The sequence below is a fragment of the Pedobacter sp. BAL39 genome (genome assembly GCF_000170795.1).
In the GTDB taxonomy this organism is placed as follows: Bacteria; Bacteroidota; Bacteroidia; order Sphingobacteriales; family Sphingobacteriaceae; genus Pedobacter.
This window is the reverse complement of record NZ_ABCM01000011.1, coordinates 123,605-139,871: the sequence shown is the minus strand read 5'-3', so window position 1 is coordinate 139,871 and position 16,267 is coordinate 123,605. Positions and strand designations below refer to the sequence as shown.

The following is a 16,267-nucleotide window of genomic DNA, read 5'->3' as shown; positions in this document are numbered from 1 at the left end:
ACTATATTATCTTTTTCCAACTACCCAGTTCAAATTCAAATTTTTGGCGTACGGGTAAGGTCAGTTCAAAAATGATCTTATCCGAATGACCGGAGACTAAGGTCAGCGCACCATGATGCATTTCAGCAAGCGACTTCGCCAAGGAAAGCCCGATTCCCGTGCCCGGTGCATGTTCGTTGTCCAGCCTGAAGAAAGGCTCGAATACCTTCGCACTGAATTCATCGGGGATCCCTTTGCCGTCATTGCTAAATTTAACCACAAACTGCTGGTCTGTGATATCGACCTCATGCAAGCTTATCGAGGCCGTTTTGTTCCCGTACTTGATGGCGTTGGAGATGAGGTTGCTGCAAATTTTTACCAGTGCCTCCTTATCGGCAAAGGCGGCGAGCGGAGTTTGGGGAAGCAGCAGGTTTAAACTGATGTTCCTTTCTTCAGCCTCCTGTTTAAAAGCCGCAACCTGGTCTGTTAATAATCTGCTGATGTCGGTGCTGACAAAGTTTAATCCAAACTCATGCATCTCGGTCTTCCGGAAATCAAGCAGCTGGGTGGTCAGATCCGCTAAGCGCCTAGCATTTGTTTCTACCATCAATAAGCTTTTCCTGATGACCTCCTGTTCTCCTGTATTTTTGACCATCCTTTCCACAGGCCCCAAAATCAATGTTAACGGCGTCTGTATCTCATGTGCGATGTGGGTGAAAAACTCAATCTTCGCGTGGTAAATCTCCTTTTCTTTTTCATGTTCAAAAAGCCTGGACCTGGTGCGGTTTTTACCTTCCAGGTAACGGTCATAATAACGTGCCGTGCAAAATACAAAAGCGATGAACAGGAAAAGATAGATGAAAAATCCGGTATAGCTTAGCCAGAAAGGCGGGCGGATTTTAATAAACAGATGGCGTTCTTTTCCAGTCCAGCTGCCGATATTACTTTTCGCACGTACCGTAAAATTATAGTCGCCCGGCGACAAGCCCGTGAAGTAGGCTTTTCTGTTACTGTTCAGAAAGGTGACATTGCTATTCAATCCATCCATTACATATTCATACCGTATGACTTCAGGAGCAGCGTAGTTGAGCGCTGCAAATTCAATGCTGAAATTGTTCTGATCGTAGTCGAGCACAACCGTATCCGTATATAAAATGGATTTACGCAGCGTGCTGTCATTACCAGGGCTGATTTCTTTATTGTTGATCTGAAAGCCAGTAATGTATGTCGGCGGCTGCGGCTCCTGGTCGTCAAATTCCTCGGGATGAAAAGCAATCATTCCTTTAACCGATCCAAAATACATCTTTCCATTATTGTCTTTATAGGCAGAGTTGAAGTTGAACTGATCCGTGATCAGCCCGTTGAACTGCGTATACACCCTGAACTTTTCCGTCTCCATATCAAAACGAACGAGGCCCTTAAGCGAGCTGATCCACAAGTGCCTGGAATCGTCTTCAAGCATCATAAACAGTACATTGCTTGGCAGCCCATCCTGGACGCTGAACTTTTTCACCACCTTTCTGTCTGGGCTTACTCTGATCAGCCCTCCGCCTTCCGTTGTAAACCACATCGCATGGTTACTGTCTTCCGTAATCCCATGGATTGGAAATTCATTTACAAGCTGGTCCCCGACGCGGTCGCCGAAGCGGATGTTGCCCTGCCTGCCGGTTTTCGGGTGATAATAGAATGCTCCCCGGCCAACGCTGCCCGTCCAGATGTACCCCTGACTGTCCTCAAAAATCTGGTAGACATAGGAATGAGGAGGGATCTGTTTGATGCGGTTGAAAACCTTTCTCTTTTTGTCAAATTCAAACAATCCTGACCCTTTGTTATAGGCCGTACCGATCAGAATACTACTGTCCCTGGTGAGGTAGATGCTAATGACGAAATCGCTGGACATCTCGTTGTTTTCGCCAATGCGTTTAAAGCGGTCGGTGATCCTGCCCGTAGGAATGTCCATGACTTCCATGCCATGCAAAAAAGGGCCCGTGTACAGTTGATTTCCCAAAGCCAGCAGACCATGGATATTGGGATAGGATAAGTCACTTTTTGCTCCCGTAGCCGTGTAGTTGGTAAATGTTTTAGTCTTTAGGTCAAACTTATTCACCCCGGCATCTTCCGTTCCGATCCAGAGGTTCCCTTTATGGTCCGGGCAAATCTCCCGTACTGCATTTCCGGAGATGGATTTGCTGCCTGCCTGCGGGTAATATTTTTCAAATCTTGCATTCTTTTCAGAATAATAACTCAGACCGCCAAAGAATGTACCTGCCCACATACCTCCCTGATTGTCCCTGCATACGGTATACACCGCATTGTCTGCGATAGAGTAGGGGTCGCCTGGTCCCTTGCGTAAATTACTACAGGTGTGGCTGCTGAGATTATAGATGTAGATCCCGGATTCGGTGGCGATCCAATAGTCCTGGTTGCTGCCGGCAGTGATGTCGCGTACATAGGTGTCCGTAATGTAACTGTCGTTTAGCGGCAGTGACCGGATCAGTCCGGTTTTGGTATGGTAACTTTTCAGTCCCTGTTTAAAACAGCCAATCAGCAGCTCATGATTCTTTGCCGGGCATATTTTGCTGATGGACCGCATGTTTGCGGGTACGGAGGGGGCCATTACGCTGATGCTTCTGATTAACTTGTTCTGAGGGTTATAATACTGGATCTGGCCCTGATCATTGCCGATCCAGAGATCGATACCATCAATTGCCATGCAGGATGCCTGAATGTTTAAATTCAGTACCTTGTTGTCCTTCCGGTTAAATTTGTACAGCATCCTGTTGGCCAAAAAGAGAACATTGTTCTCCTGATCTATTAAAATATGGCTAATGTAGTTTTGCGGGGCAATTTCAAGCAGCGTGAATATCTCTGTTAAAGGATCGTATTTGAAAATCCCCTTACCTGTGCCAATCCACAGCATCCCTTGCTGGTCTTCAGCAATGGCCACGACCACATTGTTGCCGATGTTGCCAAGTTTGTCCTTTTTGTTTTTATAGGTTTTAAAGGTATAACCGTCAAAGCGGTTCAGACCCGCCCGGGTACCGATCCACATCAGACCCTTCCTATCCTGTATGATGGTGCTTACAGAATTGTGCGCTAAGCCCTTATCTGCCTGGTAATGTTTAAAATAATAAGGTTGGGCGCCGCAGGAAAAGAAAACGCAAAAGAATATCAGCTGAGATAAGATGATTGATGATCCAGAAGGCATATTTGGTTAGTGCTTGATTAAAGATAGCCTTATTTAAGAATATTTTAAAAGGAGATTGTTGTTAACCCTTCCGCATTTCCCTTTACTTCAGCCTATATCTTAGGCAAATGTCCCCCTCATTGAGCTCAAAAGTGTACTACAACGATTGCGAAAATAATAGGATAATACAGTTGATTAAATAGCGCTAAAGTGAATTCAACACGAAAATAAAATGTATATTTATTTATAAGGAACAGAATAGCACTCTTACTTATTAACAACCCGATAACGCGATACCCTGAATACAACTAACCAAATTATAAATCTATTGCAGAGGCTTTCTTCTGGAAGGAGTGCTTTGCATGAACACAAATCATTATGAGATTTTCATTTTTTACATTTGCAGCAGCAGCGCTTACGCTGAATGCGGCCTGCCAAAAGCAGCCTTCCGGGATGCCCCATGAGGCGGACGTTATTAAGCTGGACCACCTGACCACCAGTGAGGCACCGCCTTACGGTACATTGCTCGACAGTGCTGTTTACCGGATCAGGGGGATGGCTTCTTTCCCCGGAGGACCGGTAGTTGAAGTTACCGGCAATTCTACCGCTGAGAATGCCAAGATCCAGCAATGGGGCTGGTTTCCAAACAACGGGCAAAAATGGAGACTGATCAAAGCCGGTACTTATTACAAACTCCTGAACGTCACGAGTAACAAATGCCTGGAGTCACCTTCAGCGGTGTCAGGAGAGATTTTACAGCAGGCTACTGATGATGGAACCGATGCACAACTCTGGACAATAAATTATTCCGGGAGTAACTTTGTCTTTTCGCTTACCAATAAAGCTACGGGCATGAAGATGGTGCTGGATCCGGATAGCAATACGCCAGGCGCCAAGATCAGGCAGAAAACAACTGTTACCGGCACACAGGACTTATTTGATTTTCATAACGTAAATTTTCAGAACCCCCTGATCAATGCAAGCAGGGCAGATCCTTTTGTGGCACAAAAGGACGGTTATTATTACTTCCTGTATACTAGGGGCAGTAGCCTCGCCATCAGAAAAACTACCTCGATGTCCCTGCTGGCAAGAGCTGCAGATGTGGTGGTCTTTACGCCACCCGCTGGGACGGCCTATTCCAGCAATTTATGGGCTCCTGAACTGTTTTATCTTTCCGGTAAATGGTACCTGTACTTTGCTGCCAACGATGGTGGCGGAGACAGCCACCGGATGTTTGTATTGGAAAACTCAAATACAGATCCTACTACCGGGACCTGGACTTTCAAGGGCAAAATAGCAGATGCCACAGACCAATGGGCAATTGATGGTACAGTGCTTACTGTTGGGACAACAAACTATTTTGTATGGTCCGGATGGGAAAACGTAGCCAGCAGGTACAAACAATACCTTTACCTGGCACCAATGTCCAATCCATGGACGCTGACGGGCTCCAGGGTAAAGATCTCCTCACCAACAAATGAATGGGAAAAACACGAACCCAGCTCTATCGGAGCAGGTGTGAACGAAGGACCTATTGCCCTGCAGAAAGACAGCAGCAGTCCGGTGTTTATGATATTCTCTGCCAGCCGCTATACCAGTGACAACTACTGCCTTGCCCAAATACAATTAAGAAGCGGGGGTGATCCTACTGTTCCGGCCGACTGGATCAATAAAAAGCAGGTATTTGTTAAAAATCCGGCGAACTCAGTTTATGGGCCAGGTCATAATGGATTTTTTACCAGTAGCTATACCGATCCTAACGGGGTAACAAAATCGGAAAACTGGTTCATTTATCATGCACGCAGTGCGCCTAATAACGTTGGATCCAGAACGCCAAGAATGCAAAAGCTCAGCTGGAACAGTGATGGTTCTCCGAACTTTGGTGTTGCTGTAGCAAATGGGGTCGACATACCCATTCCTATAGGAGAATAATAAGGTCGCAGATACTAATCCTTATGAAGCAGATACTTTTCTTTCCATCGCCAATACTAATCCTGCCGTGTATACAGCTTAAAGAATAGTAAGTTTAGGTTATGAAACTTTTGAACAAATGGACCGGTCTCGGATTGCTGATTTTAGGCATGGTACTGACAGGGATTTTTTACAGCTACTCAGAACAATCTGTGCCCGCCGGGGAAGCGGGCACAGAAGAGGAGCAAACTCCTGCTGAGGAAGACGAAAGGCAGGTCAGTATGTTTATCGGCGACTTTGCTTACCTGATCAAGGGGAAGCTGCTCGATCCCAAATCCAAGGCCGAATATGACCGGCTGCCCGATACACTGGTGATCCTCGGATATGGTGATCAGCTGTACCATTTGCCGGATAGCGCCACATTAAAAGCAGCAACCGGCGGCGATGGAACCGTGACTGGTTTTGGCGCACCGGGCTTCCGGTACAGCTTGTTTGATGAGCCGAAAAGCAGTGCTTACATCCACAGTGTAGAACCAAACTTTGAAACGAAGTGGGATGCTTGTTTAACTTACCTGCAGCTCGCAGAGGCTGGCAAAGCGGAATTTCCTGTTTACGCTATTGGTAAACAGCCCTCAATTCAGCTGATGATAGATGTCGATTCTTACTCGGATCGTTATGCACCCTATTTTGACACCTTCTATACTAAAGAGATTCCATTACAGATCAAAGAACATCTTGTTACCTTTTTTAAAAGCGAAAAGGGAGAGGGGTATCATTTCATCACCAAGGATCAGCGGAAACACAGCAGTCTGGTCAGGATGGGCAGTTTCACAGGATTGAATAAACAAGAACTGGCCTGTGTCGTGCAGAAGGAAGGTGAATCGGGTGGCGGGTATACGGAAACACTGCTGGTATTTGCTTATAACCATTCAGGGGAGGTTTATCTTTTATACTCAGAAGATTTCTATCAGAAGGTGCTGCTGGAAACGGTATACGAAGATCCTGAAGAACGCTGGGACGACCGTGTTTATATGGACAGCAATGAGAAGATCAAGCCTGATTTTGAGGCCATCAGGATAAAAATCGCCGATCAACCCGACTTGGTGTATGTATATAAAACTGGCTTTGATGAAATGAAAAAGTATGTTCAACTCCCACTGGCAGACCTGCAGGATAGTGAATAAACGGGCGCAAATGCTGGAAAGACAATAGTTAGCATGGATCTCTGGCTACTAATGATCCAGATTGAGGACATTGGCACCAAGCGGCTGTTCCATTACACGCTCCAGTTTCTTATCATGCAGCGTAACCAGGATTTCTACGGAGCCAGTGCTGACCGTTGCCGCCAGCATATGTCCTCCATAAGCCTGGAAGTCCTTTCCGGTAACCAGACCATGGGTATGTAGTGATACTTTGTTCTTCTGCCAGGCAATGGTACCTGTCATGCTGGCCAGCTCCACCTTTTCAAATTCCCGCGGATCGTATTCCTTGGTTTCAAAGTTGAAGAAGCCGAATTTTACATTCACGAAGCCCATCCCCGTATAACTTGCGGAAGGGATCTTCTCTTTTATAGCAAGGTTTTCAATTTCAGCAAGCACATCATCACCTTCCCGCAATACCATCAGGTATCCCACAGGGACTTTTTTGTAGCGTGAATGTTGATCGTTTTTTTGTTGTGCAAAGGCAGATGAGTTCATCATATACACACAACAAAGTAGGATAATTGAAAGGTATTTCATAACATTTTGATCTTAATGATTCCGTAGTTAAGATAACCTACCCAATCCGTACAAAGTTTGATTTATTTCAGATAAGCATCTGTAACTTTTTTACGGTGCTGAACACCCCATTTGTGCATGGTGTTGATGACCTCAAAAAGAGTCTCACTGTAAGGCGTAAGTGAATATTCAACTGTCACCGGTCGAGTGTCACAGACTTTCCTGTTTACGAGGTCATTCATTTCCAGTTCCTGCAGTTCTTTGGATAGAATGCGCGGGGAAATGCCCGCTTCCCTGGACAGTTCGCGGAACCTTCGTGTGCCATCTCTCAATATAGAAATGATAACCAGCTTCCATTTGCCCCCCACCACGTCCAGTGTATCCTGTATGGCCAATCGCGCTCTTGAACAAGATTCCGCGGAATGAGCCCTCTCAGCCTGTATTTCTTCCATAGTATTCTTTTTGTAACCGGTTACATTAAGGTAACAGATAACAAAGGTATAGCATAAACTAAATACATTTGTCATCAAATTAAAATACTATGACTGATAAAACGAAAAAAATTCTAGGTTGGGTACTCGCAGGATTGGTAGCATTTGTCTTTATTGGCAGCGGCGGATTTAAGATCAGCGGCGGAAATGCGGAGATGGTAAAAGGCTTGGGTGGAGCAACAAATCTACTCATCTTAGGAAGTCTTGAAGTGATCATCGCGATACTGTTTCTCTATCCCCGGACGGGGGTGATTGGTGCTTTACTGGGAATTGCTTACATGGGCGGGGCCATGGCAGTCCATTTGGTAAGTGGACAGTCCATCATGCTGTTGGTTGTTATTGAAGTGCTGATCTGGATCACGAGTGCAGTACGGTTCCCTGAACTGGTAGAGCGCCTGCGGGGAGCAAAATAAATTTATACCGATTCCCATTTATACTACCTTTACGTGAGTTTTTAACTCCGGTTTTTTATTTAAGGATTATAAAATGGTATCAGAAGATTTATTGAAACAGGTTGCTTTCATCAAAGAGATCGACAAGCTGAAATATATTCAGCGCAGAACTAAATTAATGCACAGCAACAGGCACGAAAATGATGCTGAGCACAGCTGGCATCTGGCAGTCATGACACTTGTTCTTGCTGCCCATGCAGATCGGCCAATTGATGTGCTTAAAGTGTTAAAAATGGTCTTGATCCATGATCTGGTTGAGATAGATGCAGGTGATACTTTTATCTACGACAATTTAAAAAACCATACCAACACAGAGGAGGAACGTTTAGCCGCGGAGCGGATATTTGGCCTGCTGCCAAAAGAGCAAGCTGAAGATTTTATAGCAGTATGGGAAGAGTTTGAAGCAGGGATCACCGACGATGCTAAGTTTGCAAAGACCATGGACAGGTTTGAACCACTGCTGCAAAATGCTTCAAATGAGGGAGGAACCTGGGCTGAGTTTAATGTAGACTACCAAAGGGTGTATGACAAAAAGAAGGCCATCAAAGAGGGCTCCACTTCAATCTGGGAATATGCGGAGGGTTTATTGAACGATAGTGTGGAGAAAGGAATCCTCAAAAAAGCAGATCCAGCTAATGAAACATCATAAATGAGCCGGACGAGGTACTTAAACGTAACAAATCCGTTCTCCGCAAATAAACGTCAGGATATTCTCATTCCTTTTAATTACTATTGTGTACACACACAAATAGGAATATTATGAAAAGTTTTTTATCAAAACAGCGTCATCCGATGATGCTGTGCCTGGCCTTCGTCGCCGGTATTACGCTCTTTATCTCAAGCTGCAAAAAAAGTACATCTATTGATGTTCCGGAAACAGTTGAACCGGAACCAAAAGCAAAGTTCGACAGTGTCTATTTTGAGATCGAAGGAAAGTCTTATGCTGGCAAACCCGATATAGGTGGCATCAACAGCGTCGGCAATATGGGGTATCGAATGAGGTATCTTGAAGCGCCTGAAGAAGGTATGAAAATTTACCAAGGGTACGGGGATTCTAAAAACGGTTGGTACGCATCTACAGATTCTATTTATTTTACGGCTGGAAATTCTTATGAAACCAGTCGTTATGAATCTCTTCATATTGACTTCTGTCAGGGTATGCCTAAAAGTAATATGACTGAATATGGTTCCTTTTATTTTCCAACGGATACCAGGAAGATGTTTAAGAAAGGCAAGCTGGGTTTTGCCACTGATTTTCAAAATGAAAACTTCAAAAATGGTGTATCCATTTCATTTGAAAACTTCGGTAGAACCGGTAAACCCGAATGGTCTCATGGAGAGTCACCGGAAGGTTATACTCAGGATGATTCTACGTTTGAGATCATAAATACCGAGCAAATCGATGAGAACTCTTATTTCGTGGAAGCAAAATTTGAACTGAACTTGTACGACAAGGAGCGGGTTAAACATCGGGTTACCAATGGCTATCTTAGGTTTACGCTGCAAAGCCGCGGTGTCTTCGGATACTTTTTTCATTAAGCAGGGGTATTCCTGAATCACGTCCATAAGATCGAAGGATGTATTTAGCGCCCGTTAAGAAAAATGTGTTGGCATCGATTTCCATGACTACTTCTTCCCAGGATAGTTCTGCATTTGAAGGACCAATTACCTGTGCATTGGTAACTGCAACTGGTGATCCTGAATTCAGGCGCATTTGCATCCGTCATTTTATGATCACCCAATCCCAATAAAAGTCATTAACTTCATCAGGGTCAGTTCCGTATTTCATGAGAATGAAACTTAAACCTGGAAGCAGATAAGCTGGTAAGAATAGTCAGGATCAGTCTCCTGACCACAGACTGGGATCCGGTGAACTGCATTTTTGAAATCATCAATTGGGAATTAAAGTCGGGTTCAGAAAATACGCTGAAATCAACAGGCGATAAGCCCGCCAAATAATATTGTAAACCTATTCCAGGAGTTCCTGTGAGCCCTATACACCGGCTATATGCCGGCTAGGTGTGAAGGCGTCTTGTAGAGGTGTTGACCAGGGGTTGTTGAGGTAAAAAGGCCTTTTAGCCTTGCTAACCCGTCTTCAACCCCTCGTTAACCCCTTGTTAACCTTAGCCGTCGTATAGACGTCATATAGCCTTGATTTTTCTGAACTCTTGTTTACACGTTCTCTTAATAGGGTATATATGGAGGGATTGCGAAACGCCGTTGTTGTTAGCAGGCGCGCAGGGATTTTATTTTATCATGGAGTAATGATGGTGAAGGAACAATGGGTCTGGAAGAAGCTAAAGATCCACCAATAGTGTTTTAATTGTTGTTAATTTTTAATCAATTATTTAAATAATTAATTTCTAAGAATGATATCGCTTTTTGAAGGTCGTTTTGTCGGCGAATTATTGGTGAAAAGCCCGGTTTCTGACCTTCGTAAACAACAAACCATCATCATAACCTATAAATGCCTATCTTAAGTCATGAATAGTTTGGAAACCGGCCAGTTTTTTGGTGTTACGAATGCCAAAATCCAACTTGGTGGATTAACCTTAACGGACACGGAATATACCCACGACTATGTGAACTGGCATTATCATGAGAACGCCTACTTCACATTTATTCTTGAAGGTAAGGTCCTTGAGGGAAATAAGAAAGAGTTATACCATTGCGAAGCCGGGAGTCTACTTTTTCATCATTGGCAGGAAGCACATTACAATATCAAACCGCCGGGCTTCACACGGGGTTTTCATCTGGAGCTCAATCCTGAATGGTTTAAGCAGGTTGGGCTCTCTACAAATGATCTTCAGGGGAGTATTAACTTTCGGAATCCCTATTTAACAACCATCATGTACAATATTGTTAAAGAAGTTAAAATGGATGCACATTCGGCAGATCTGGCCATAGATTCATCGCTCATCCGCCTCTTTGATTTGGCAACTGGAAATGCAACATCATCGTCCATGTCAAAACCTCTTTGGGTCAACAGGCTTCGGGATTTACTTCATGACGATCCGGCAAGGCATTGGTCGCTGGAAGCTTTAGCTGCTGAGTTGTCCATTCATCCGGTGCACTTATCCAGAGATTTCTCCAAGTATTTTAACTGTAACTTAGGGGAATATCAACGTATGCTGAAAGTGCAAAAGGCGGTGAGCATGCTGCCCGACAAACAGAGGTCGCTTACTGATATTGCTGTAACCTGTGGTTTTGCGGACCAGAGCCATTTTATTCGTTCGTTTAAAGCGCTGTATCATGTTACTCCCCTGACTTTCAAGAAGCTTTTAAGCTGAATCTATTTTGGGAGATGTTAATTCTGTTCTATTTTCAATGGTATAATTTTTAGAGGTTTGTAAAAAAAGGTCATCAATGAAACGCCGACATATCATCTCCATTTTCTTAACATTTTATATATTCCTTAGTTGTACTTTGTTTGCCCAAAGTCCAGTGCCTACAAAGGGAAAATTTTCGGTTACCTCAGCATCAGGTAAGCATAACATTGGTAAAATTTCATTCAGCAGCAATGCTGATGCAAACAATGCGGAAACAAGCAATGAAGCTTCATCCGCATATGAGTTGACAAACAAAAGCAATCTTTTTATCACGGTTTCATTAAAACGTACGCTTACCAGCTATCTGCAGCAACTGGCCCCGGCGTTAAGTATCGATTCATTATCAAAAGTTGGCAATTACCAATTTTCATTTTATGTGGATGGTAAACTCATCTATCAAAGCAACCTGCTTCCCGGTGCACCTATTGCAAGGCAACAACAAACCTTGCTGAGCTGGAACAAACCGCTCATCGATAATGAACACGAGGGTGCATGGTGGAGCCAGTCCGCCTGGAACCGCTTTATGGTAAATGGCGGAAACAATGCATTAACTGAAGGTCGTCATTTGTTTAAGCTGGAGCTCAGGTCGTATGTGAAAACACCAAAAATAAAAGTTGGTGAAGTCATCGCTACGGGCGAACTTTCCATGCTCGTGAAGCGAAAACCATTCGTAGATCTTACATCTGTAACCCTGTCCGAGGTGAAGCCCTATGATGGATTTGAAGTGTCAGCAGATACATTTGATCAAGATAAAATTAAAGAACTTAAAGCAAATGTTGAGGCGTCAGTGTTTAAACACATCACAAGTATCATCGTGATTAAAAATGGAGAACTGCTGATTGAGGAATACTTCAATGGTGCGAACCGGGACAGCCTGCATGATGTGCGGTCAGTAGGTAAATCTTTTGCTTCAACACTTACGGGCATCGCAATTCACGATGGTCATCTAAAATCTGTGCAACAGCAATTGGATGAGTTTTATAAACTGAAACCTTTTGAACATTATACCTCTGGAAAAGATAGCGTGACGCTGAAATCGTTGCTCACGATGAGCTCAGCCTTTGATGGTGATGATGACGACCCGAATTCTTCGGGAAATGAAGAACTGATGTATCCTACAAATAACTGGCTGAAGTTCGCACTTGATCTTCCCCTCAACAGCAATAAATACAATGGACAATGGCATTATTTTACCGTTGGAGTGATGTTGTTGGGAAATGTGCTGAACGCTGCGGTTCCTGGCGGACTGGACAACTACGCGGAGCAAAAGCTATTCAGACCTTTGGGTATTGCTAACTACAGGTGGCAATATACCCCCGAACATGTAGTCAGCACGGCTGGCGGAATCCGGATGAACAGCCTGGATTTTGCGAAGTATGGCCAGTTGTATCAGAACAAAGGAAGATGGGGCAATCAGCAGCTGATAACGCAGGATTGGGCGGATCAGTCATTCACAAAACATAAGGAGATTCCTGGCAGAAAAAATGAATATTACGGTTATCTATTCTGGAATAAAACATACCATAGTGAAGGCAAATCCTATGAAACCTATTATTGTTCAGGAAATGGGGGCAACAAGATATTTATGTTTAAAGATCAGCCTTTAGTGATTGTCATTACGGCAACTGCCTACGGTAATGGATATGCACATTCGCAGGCAGATCAGATTGTTGAACAGTACCTGTTGCCAGCGATATTTTGAATATAATTAACCTTAACTTTAGACTCCATCTGGTGCTGCGAGATGGACCTGCTTCATCCTTAGAAATAATTACTGTATGTTAGAAATACTGAAACATCACTGGCCCTGGTATACCTCCGGAATCGTCATCGCCTTCATCATGATGTTATTGCTGTATTTCGGTAAATCCTTTGGCTTTTCCGCCAACCTGCGCAGCATCTGCAGCATGGCCGGTGCAGGCAGAAAAGTGAAGTTGTTTGACTTTGACTGGAAAGCACAAATCTGGAACCTCGTTTTTCTTGTTGGTGCAGTGATCGGCGGGTATCTGTCGTCTACTGTTTTAAAAAGTGACGAGCCGATGCAGCTTTCTTCAGCAACGGTAAGTGATCTCGCCAAACTGGGGATTAACTTTGATGGTAGTCTGAATCCCGCGGGCCTGTTTGGACTGCAATCTTTCTCCGATCCTAAGGTCATCCTTCTTCTTTTATGTGGCGGACTGATGGTCGGCTTTGGCAGCAGATATGCAGGAGGCTGCACTTCCGGACATGCCATCAGTGGATTGTCGAACCTGCAACTCCCATCACTGATTGCCGTGATTGGATTTTTTATCGGCGGACTGATCATGACGCATCTTTTATTCCCATTAATCTTCTGATGATGAAATTCCTGAAATATATATTAACCGGTATTTTGTTTGGTATCGTGATGACCAAATCGGAAGCCGTTTCATGGTTCCGGATTCAGGAAATGTTCCGTTTCCAGTCTTTTCACATGTATGGCATCATCGGCACTGCTGTCACCCTAGGGATCATTATCGTTTATGTGATGAAGAAGGTTCGCCTGAATGACCTGAGCGGCCAGCCCATCAAATTTCAGGATAAAGACAAACGTTGGCCGAAGTACCTGATCGGAGGAACAATCTTTGGTTTGGGCTGGGCATTAACGGGCGCCTGCCCAGGTCCGATATTCGTCAATATAGGATATGGGTATCTGGGAATGTTGATTGTTGCCTTGGGCGCAGTAATTGGTACCTATTTATATGGTGTATTTAAGGATAAGTTGCCACATTGAAGCCGCCCAACTATGTTACGTTACGGCTGGTCGGGATAGGGCGCCTTCTTCTTGAGTTGAATAGGTGGTTAGTAGGTAATCTACTACAGACTAATCAGTTACGTGTTGCATAGTAAACAGAAGGCCGTTGAGGTGTATAGGGAAGCAGGAGCATAACATTTACAGTTTTGATGTCTCGTAAATATGATAAGCTTTAAACCTGATCCACTTTTCCGCATCCTGATCTTTCATATTGATAGCATTGAACTCTGCATACCGAAGTTGGCCTGAAATGCTATGCTGAACCAGATAGTAGGAGATGCCAGTGTCTTTGTTTTTCCACAATTGAAATCTGATTTCCCGGCGGGGGCCGTCCATCATATTGCCGTCCATATCTATCGCAACGCCAGGATGCTTAGCAGAGTCATGTGTAAAAGTTGCTTTACCAAATTTCTTTTCCAGGCTAGTACTGATCTTTTTTACCGCCTCAGTTGTGTAAAGCTGGACTTCAAATGCAGAGATGATTTTTCCATCTGACGTATAATGTAACACAGCCTGATTTTCGGAGGAATCGGCTTTACCTGCCAACGACTGGCCGTCAAAATGCAATAGCTGAGATGAGGAGGAGACAAATACATCGTATCCCATTAATGTTGAAACTGTTGGTTTACCATCGGAAAGCCCTAAGCCAGCATTTCTCAATGTCTCTTCCAGTGGTTCGTTAAATTTAATTTTTAGGAGGTCAAATTTGCCTTCGGCAGTCGTGACCTTAGCAGCGGATTTTGTCCCTTCTGAGGCGTCATTGTGTGTGTTGGGATTGCAGGCGGACAAGCAAAAAAGGAGCAGGCAATTTAGGAGTGTTATTTTCATATCATGTATAAGCAGATTTCATCGCCAATTGTTTGGTTCCATTGGCTGTTGACTTGATGCAACGTTTAAAGAAAATAAACACCGCTTCAGGCCATCTGTACTGATGCTAATATAGAAATAATCAACGTACTAAAGCTTAAAATGGCCCCCACCTAAAACCCTGTATTTTGAAGAAGCAGCAGCAATTCTAGGATTGCTGCTGTTAAATTTCTAGTTGTATCCCGGATTTTGTTTCAGGTTTCCGTTGGTGCTGGTTGCCTGAAGCGGAATCGGATACAGCACATCTGTCGGTTGCCATGAAGCCTGTTTCAGCGGCTTCAGTACCGCATCTGCACGAGCAGTCCTTTTCAGGTTCAGCCAACGGTCTCCCCATTCCAGAAAAAGCTCTGTCTGACGTTCATGTTCCAGTGCGGTTTTAAATGAAGCCAGGTCATTTGCGGTTGTGGCGCCAAGTCCGGATTTCCCACGAATCACATCCAGGTCCAGCTTCGCCCCGCTGAAATTGCTTTGGTAGGCCCTGGCTTCGGCACGGATCAGCATCAGCTCCGACAAACGCATGAAGATCTGGTACTCCTCACTATTGCCGGAACTTTTATATTTCGAAGGGTAACTGTAGCTCAGTCCGTTGTGGCTGATGCTGCTGATCCATTTCGATGGCCTGATGTCCCCAGGCTCAAATGCATCGAGCAATGTCTTGCGCAGGGCAAAGTTGGGCAGTATGTTTTCCGTCAGTTGCGTATGAACGGTCTGATAAGGGTATCCATTGAAATTCGTATAAAAAGCAAGTACCGTTTCCCTGCTGTCTTTCAGGAATACCTGTTGGAGGTCCTCAGTAATTACACCATACATTCCGTCCTGAGTGATGACCTTGGTTGCTGCGGCTTCTGCTTCCAGCCATTTGCCCATATATAAGTATACCCTGGCCAGCATTGCTTCTGCGGCCCATTTGTTTGCCCGGGTGCGACTGCCCTGTGACCAGGAATAGTCTGTCGCAAGCGTGCTGCTGCCTTCCGAAAGGTCTGCCACGATCTGACTGTAGACCTCAGCGGCAGGTGTTCGTGGCATCGTACTGCTCACCGACACATCGGTCGTGGTGACGAGTGGTACATCGCCGAAATAATTGACGAGGTAAAAATAACAGGCTGCACGGATGAACTTCGCTTCGCTGCTGAGCTGTTGTTTTAATCGCGAAGAGATTGCCGTTGAATTTTGTGCGCCCTTCATGATGCTGTTCGCTGCATAGATGACCGAATAAGAGTCGTTCCAAAGGGCTTCAACATCCGTATTGGTCGACAGCAAACTGTTGTTGTTGAATGCATCAGCAGTGCTTGCCACGGCATAAAGTTCATCTGCCAGCCTTGCGGGATGCAGCGTAATGTTGTAACTGTAATAACCGCTACCGCCCATAAATCCATTGTAAAACTTGCTATACAAACCGTTGATGGTGGATTGTGCCGTGGCAGAGTCGAGGAATACCGTAGACGAAACCAGGAGGTTGTTGGGCAGAGGCGCCGTGATCAGCTTTTTGCAGGAACTGCTGCAGATGGCAATGAGAAGAATGGTGCTGAGTAGGTATATGCTTTTTTTCATGATGTTTGC

15 protein-coding genes are annotated in these 16,267 nt (G+C 44.6%); 9 read left to right on the top strand and 6 right to left on the bottom strand.

The genetic code is table 11. The annotated features are described in order from the left end of the window. Position 1: 1 nt before the first annotated feature. On the bottom strand, positions 2–3,187 hold the full coding sequence (locus tag PBAL39_RS15145; protein WP_008243044.1) for a two-component regulator propeller domain-containing protein: 3,186 nt from the start codon (positions 3,185–3,187) through the stop codon (positions 2–4). 357 nt (positions 3,188–3,544) lie between these two features. Here PBAL39_RS15145 and PBAL39_RS24740 point away from each other — a divergent pair, with 357 nt between their 5' ends. Continuing rightward, positions 3,545–5,098 (top strand): family 43 glycosylhydrolase, encoded by a 1,554-nt coding sequence (locus PBAL39_RS24740; RefSeq protein ID WP_008243042.1) that lies wholly within the window; start codon positions 3,545–3,547, stop codon positions 5,096–5,098. Positions 5,099–5,199: 101 nt separating this feature from the next. Beyond that, positions 5,200–6,261: a hypothetical protein gene (locus PBAL39_RS15135; protein WP_008243040.1), complete on the top strand. Its 1,062-nt coding sequence runs from the start codon at positions 5,200–5,202 to the stop codon at positions 6,259–6,261. A 48-nt stretch (positions 6,262–6,309) separates the two neighbouring features. Here PBAL39_RS15135 and PBAL39_RS15130 read toward each other — a convergent pair whose 3' ends face one another. After that, positions 6,310–6,777, bottom strand: coding sequence for a PPC domain-containing DNA-binding protein (locus PBAL39_RS15130; protein ID WP_008243037.1), 468 nt, complete (start codon positions 6,775–6,777; stop codon positions 6,310–6,312). A gap of 101 nt (positions 6,778–6,878) precedes the next feature. Further along, positions 6,879–7,247 carry a helix-turn-helix domain-containing protein gene (locus tag PBAL39_RS15125; RefSeq protein ID WP_039866764.1) on the bottom strand — a complete coding sequence of 123 codons (369 nt, stop codon included), beginning with the start codon at positions 7,245–7,247 and terminating at the stop codon, positions 6,879–6,881. 89 nt (positions 7,248–7,336) lie between these two features. Between PBAL39_RS15125 and PBAL39_RS15120 the strand changes: the two genes are divergently transcribed. The 3 genes from PBAL39_RS15120 to PBAL39_RS15110 all read left to right on the top strand — a co-directional run bounded on the left by PBAL39_RS15120 (position 7,337) and on the right by PBAL39_RS15110 (position 9,277). After that, positions 7,337–7,699, top strand: a complete 363-nt coding sequence (locus PBAL39_RS15120) for a DoxX family protein (RefSeq protein ID WP_008243033.1) — start codon at positions 7,337–7,339, stop codon at positions 7,697–7,699. Between the two features lie 73 nt (positions 7,700–7,772). Next, positions 7,773–8,387 (top strand): HD domain-containing protein, encoded by a 615-nt coding sequence (locus tag PBAL39_RS15115; RefSeq protein ID WP_008243030.1) that lies wholly within the window; start codon positions 7,773–7,775, stop codon positions 8,385–8,387. 110 nt (positions 8,388–8,497) lie between these two features. Continuing rightward, positions 8,498–9,277 (top strand): hypothetical protein, encoded by a 780-nt coding sequence (locus tag PBAL39_RS15110; RefSeq protein WP_008243028.1) that lies wholly within the window; start codon positions 8,498–8,500, stop codon positions 9,275–9,277. Here the strand turns inward: PBAL39_RS15110 and PBAL39_RS25400 are convergent. Next, complete coding sequence (locus PBAL39_RS25400) at positions 9,234–9,452, bottom strand: hypothetical protein (protein ID WP_157274045.1); 219 nt, start codon at positions 9,450–9,452, stop codon at positions 9,234–9,236. The two genes, PBAL39_RS15110 and PBAL39_RS25400, sit on opposite strands and share 44 nt — an antisense overlap. Positions 9,453–10,221: 769 nt before the next feature. Here PBAL39_RS25400 and PBAL39_RS15105 point away from each other — a divergent pair. From PBAL39_RS15105 to PBAL39_RS15090, 4 genes are all read left to right on the top strand, one after another. Beyond that, complete coding sequence (locus PBAL39_RS15105; protein ID WP_008243022.1) at positions 10,222–11,028, top strand: helix-turn-helix transcriptional regulator; 807 nt, start codon at positions 10,222–10,224, stop codon at positions 11,026–11,028. Between the two features lie 76 nt (positions 11,029–11,104). Continuing rightward, on the top strand, positions 11,105–12,769 hold the full coding sequence (locus PBAL39_RS15100; RefSeq protein WP_083801759.1) for a serine hydrolase: 1,665 nt from the start codon (positions 11,105–11,107) through the stop codon (positions 12,767–12,769). 76 nt (positions 12,770–12,845) lie between these two features. Further along, the gene (locus tag PBAL39_RS15095) at positions 12,846–13,403 is read left to right on the top strand and encodes a YeeE/YedE family protein (protein ID WP_008243020.1); all 558 of its coding nucleotides are present in this window, start codon (positions 12,846–12,848) and stop codon (positions 13,401–13,403) included. Further along, on the top strand, positions 13,403–13,819 hold the full coding sequence (locus tag PBAL39_RS15090; RefSeq protein WP_008243018.1) for a DUF6691 family protein: 417 nt from the start codon (positions 13,403–13,405) through the stop codon (positions 13,817–13,819). Before PBAL39_RS15095 ends, PBAL39_RS15090 begins: the two co-directional genes overlap by 1 nt. A 159-nt stretch (positions 13,820–13,978) precedes the next feature. Here the strand turns inward: PBAL39_RS15090 and PBAL39_RS15085 are convergent, their stop codons facing one another. Both PBAL39_RS15085 and PBAL39_RS15080 read right to left on the bottom strand, forming a co-directional pair. Then, positions 13,979–14,668, bottom strand: coding sequence for a hypothetical protein (locus tag PBAL39_RS15085; protein WP_157274044.1), 690 nt, complete (start codon positions 14,666–14,668; stop codon positions 13,979–13,981). Between the two features lie 210 nt (positions 14,669–14,878). Continuing rightward, positions 14,879–16,258: a RagB/SusD family nutrient uptake outer membrane protein gene (locus PBAL39_RS15080; RefSeq protein ID WP_008243015.1), complete on the bottom strand. Its 1,380-nt coding sequence runs from the start codon at positions 16,256–16,258 to the stop codon at positions 14,879–14,881. Between the last annotated feature and the right edge of the window lie 9 nt (positions 16,259–16,267).